We start from the raw sequence: 4,170 nt of genomic DNA on the forward strand, positions 1-4,170 counted from the left end.
AAGTGTTACCCTGCACAAACAATATGAGGATGATTTTCAGGCTGCGGTGGACGATGCGGGTGCATATTTGGCTAGAATGGAGTCACAACAAACGACGACCGCCGTTCGGTATCATGAACAAAAGCAACTTAATTTGGATATGGACCTGCTTCATGTTTTTTATCAAAATCTAGCCCTTAAGTTCGGCATTGAGAATAATCCGGTAGCGATACAAAACTTAAAAATCCACATGCCTGCCATGGTATTGCTTCGCTATAACGGGTATGTGTTGGTGACATTAGAAGATGCAGCCAATAGCAGTGGACAGCGAGAGATTACTCCTGTCTTTTGGCCAATTCGCCCGTATACATACACGCTGCAGAATGGGAATGTGCTGTATTTTACACTGGATGACAAGGCGACCGTCTACGATAAGGCATCCAATGTATTCGTACAAGATGAATATGCCGCGCTGGCAGGTAAAACCAATTTAGCGCCACTAAGCACGCTTGCCATCTTTCAGGAGGTTCGGCAGAACACAATTACGGCTAATGTGGAGAAAGACTTGGGTGGAGCCATCAATCGGCATATGGAGCTTGTGAAACGGCTCGGGCTCAACCTTCAATTCTCCATCCCGCGCGGGTTGAATGAGCAATCCATCAAAGATATCGGATTTATGGCTTTTGTTCAGGGCTACCCCTTGCCTAACGGGGAAAGGTTCGATGGATACGCCTTCGGCGGGGGAGCCGTCGTGCAAAGAAAATCACTAATTGGAACGATTTCATCTGCTGGACGGCATGTTGCTTATGGCAACGGATGCGTGCCAAGTGCTGGCGTGACGGTCACTGAAAGCCTTTTTGATGGGGAAGAGGCTGTAAGAAAAGGATATTTTATTAATGATTGTTCAAATACACAGTAGTGAGGGAGATATATAACAATGAAAAAAAGAGTATTAGGAATCCTTTTGACAGGTTTGGTAGTGGGTGGTTCGGCTGCATATGTAGTACATGCGAATCCTTCAGTAACGGGAGGATCTTCGGTTTCAGCAGCTACGTACTCAAAGGGATTTACGGACATTGCAGCAGATTTCTGGGCAGCTTCGCAAATTGCAGATGCAAGGGGACAGGGCTATATTGATGGGTATGCCGATGGATCATTTCAACCGAATCGGAAGGTAAGTCGTGCGGAGTTTGTGAAAATGGCCGTTGTTGCGTTGCACATTAATGTTGATAGCGCTGGAAGTAATCCATGGTATAAGGTTTATATGGACGCGGCTAAGAAGGCAAGTATCTACGCAGATGGCGACTTTTCAGACAATAACTTTGACGCTCCTATGCAGCGCCTCGAAATGGCCAAAATCGCCGTTCGTGCAGCCGGGCAAAATACAACTGATACAAAAAAATGGATGTATCTCGCCACAACGTCCGGGCTGATTCAAGGAATGGATGATGCTGGCGGGCTGGGAATAGAAGAGGCTACGAACCGAGCGCAATCCGTTACTATTATTGGTCGAATTCAAAATATAAAAAGCGGAAAAACCGTCCCAGCAGACAAGTATGCAATCTCTGCTGCTGAAATTTATTGGCATAAAACAAACATACTTACTATGCTTCCTCAATACTTTGCAGCAACTTACAACAAGTTTGGTACAAAATTCAGAACGGATTTGTTGCGATTTGATGGCAAAGATGGATATTCCGAGGTGGAAAAATATGTCGTGGTAGATATGGATGATCCCAACGATCCAAACCGAAATTTGATTACTTCCGATTTTCGTTGGAGAAAGAAATATAAAACAAGTGTTGAATATGCTGTTACTCCACCATCTAATGCCTATGCTTTGCTTTCTATTAATCATATTGTCGTCGATGCAAGTGAAACTATTAATAACTTCCGTTTTGCACAAATTGATATAGGTCCATTTAATAGTAATGGAACAGTGGACGACTCAGGAAAATTAATTGATGTTACTACCTTCTCGCCTTTTATAGAAGAGTATAAAATGCTTTTAAGTGGATACCGGAATATAGAAAAAGGGCATCATGATATAAGGTTCATAACGGGGCAATTATTACCAAAAGGTGATTTGTTCAAAAACGATACACAAGTTACTGTTCACAGAGAAGCAGCTGTGGAATTGGGCGAACAGGTGGTTAATCAAATTTACTATTCTACCATTGATTATAGTTTAAGCAGGTGAGTAGTTTGAAAAAGATTTTCCATTTGTTTTTAATGTCTGTTCTGTTGCTGTCATCGTTGCTTTTGCCGCCACCCAATAAAGTGATGGCAGCTCAGACAGAACATTATGAAGGTGATCTTACATTTGATCCAAGCTCAGTTCTATTTGATGGCAAACCTTCTCCTAATGAAGTCATATCGAGATCTAAAACGTTATCTTGGAGCGATATAACAATCAATCAAACCGATCCAATAGTCCGAGTTGAATTGCGGAAGGAACCATATGGAGCAAGTGATGTGGTCAAACCGTTAACTCGGATAACAGGAAATCAATATGAAATTGGATCAATTGATGGCACACCAATAGAAGCAAAACGGAAAGAAGTACCCATACCGTTAGGTTACTATGCATGGTTTCGTGACCCGACCAATAAATTTGTTTGGATGTATGATTATAACAATAAAAGGTACTATCACAATACAAGCAAACCAACGCCGCCTACTGTATATGATCGTCCACCGAGTGGTGAATGTTTGAAGGCAGACGGGCCGTATCCGTATCAAGTCACAAGTGAAGTAATCCCGGAGTGTGACGTTGCTTGGGAGAATAGGCACGGAACATTATGGACTAATACTATGACCATTACAAAAACTGACGATGAAGTAAATATTTCAGACGTAGACGATTTAACTTTTGATAAGGATTTTGAATTTAAAGTGACAGGTAGTTTAGATCGGGGGAACATTATCGAAATAGCTAATGTCCATATAGATCCAAATACTTTGAATTATTCATTTGATTTTAAAGCCAAGTATAATACTGAGCCAGATAAGGCAGATCCCGACAAAGGCAATGGGCCTGTTTTATATTGGAACAATCAATGGTCAATGAATCTAATTGGTAAAGTTTATACATACCAAAAACTGAAAGTGTACGCTATAACAGACTCCAGCAACACTGGATGTACACCGGGTGATCCGACATGTACGCCAAGTGGTGGCGGGAGTTGCCCTCACACCGTCGGCCAACCAACAGAAGGCCCGACAAGGCCCGCCAGTGTCATAGACCCGAGTGTTAGCGGAGTTAACAGAGCAGACAACCGAGGGGCCGAAAAATTCAATGTTCTTCAAGGTATACCAACGTCTGAGAGTTTGTACACCAACGTTTTTGCTTACAACTATCTGTATAAACAAAATTGGGTTCCCAAGTCAGGAAAAACAACCTATAAATGTTCAGTCACATTAAATTATATTCTTCATACACAAGTTTGTAGTAAAGCAGGCTGCACTGATATCTACAATTCTGCGTCAAGAACTTATAATTTTGATGTTTATCGGGACTATTCATATTGGGAGATTAAAGCGTTAGAAGTACATAAAATCAACAACGCAACGATGTCAAACTACGCTTTACCCAGTGGGACAGTAACAATGTATCCGAGTGGATATACGCCACCTAGCTTACAATATCAGAACGATACTGACGTTTTAAAACACGTTCATCCTGCAAGTGCGCCGACGATTTCTTACACGCCGCCACAGGTTGAGGGTACGTCTCCTCCGGATGATACAAGCCGTTTAAAAGGTATGGCCGAGTCAGGTATTGCGGACTCCAAAGTGAATAATGATACGGTGAAATTTAGTCCAAATGGAGGCTCCTTATCTACAATTATGGATGGAGCGCAATATCCAAAAAACGGCCCAACACCGGGGGATATCCCAGCCCCGACGATGATCGGGCAAGACGTGTTGTACAAACCCAACAACGTTATAAGTAACTCATTAGCAAATAATCCCAATACTCCGACGACGGGAACTATTTACTATGAAATGCTTACGCCCAGCGTAGGGGGGGCAACGTTGCCGGGATTCACGATTAACGGCATCAACACCGTGACCGTCCATACACCCGTCGTCAATTACTCGGACATACCGGACATCAACCGGCCCTTCGACCAGAGTATGAATCCGGATTACAGCAAAACGGTTCTTGTCCTAGGTCGGCCGTTCCGC

3 protein-coding genes are annotated in these 4,170 nt (G+C 42.9%); all 3 read left to right on the forward strand.

Annotation, left to right across the window (positions count from 1 at the left end; all coding sequences use genetic code 11):
- A partial coding sequence (locus IEY34_RS35910) for a hypothetical protein (RefSeq protein WP_189021028.1) occupies positions 1 to 898 on the forward strand: 898 nt, incomplete at its 5' end.
- Between the two features lie 18 nt (positions 899 to 916).
- Positions 917 to 2,179, forward strand: a complete 1,263-nt coding sequence (locus tag IEY34_RS35915) for an S-layer homology domain-containing protein (RefSeq protein ID WP_189021031.1) — start codon at positions 917 to 919, stop codon at positions 2,177 to 2,179.
- A gap of 5 nt (positions 2,180 to 2,184) precedes the next feature.
- Positions 2,185 to 4,170 (forward strand): DUF5704 domain-containing protein (locus IEY34_RS35920; RefSeq protein ID WP_229758027.1); only part of this gene is annotated, 1,986 nt, incomplete at its 3' end.

Source organism: Paenibacillus marchantiophytorum (assembly GCF_014640555.1).
GTDB lineage: Bacteria > Bacillota > Bacilli > Paenibacillales > NBRC-103111 > Paenibacillus_E > Paenibacillus_E marchantiophytorum.

Excerpts from the sequence above, each read along its gene's own strand:
- IEY34_RS35915 (WP_189021031.1), top strand. The coding sequence starts at position 917 with ATGAAAAAAAGAGTATTAGGAATCCTTTTGACAGGTTTGGTAGTGGGT.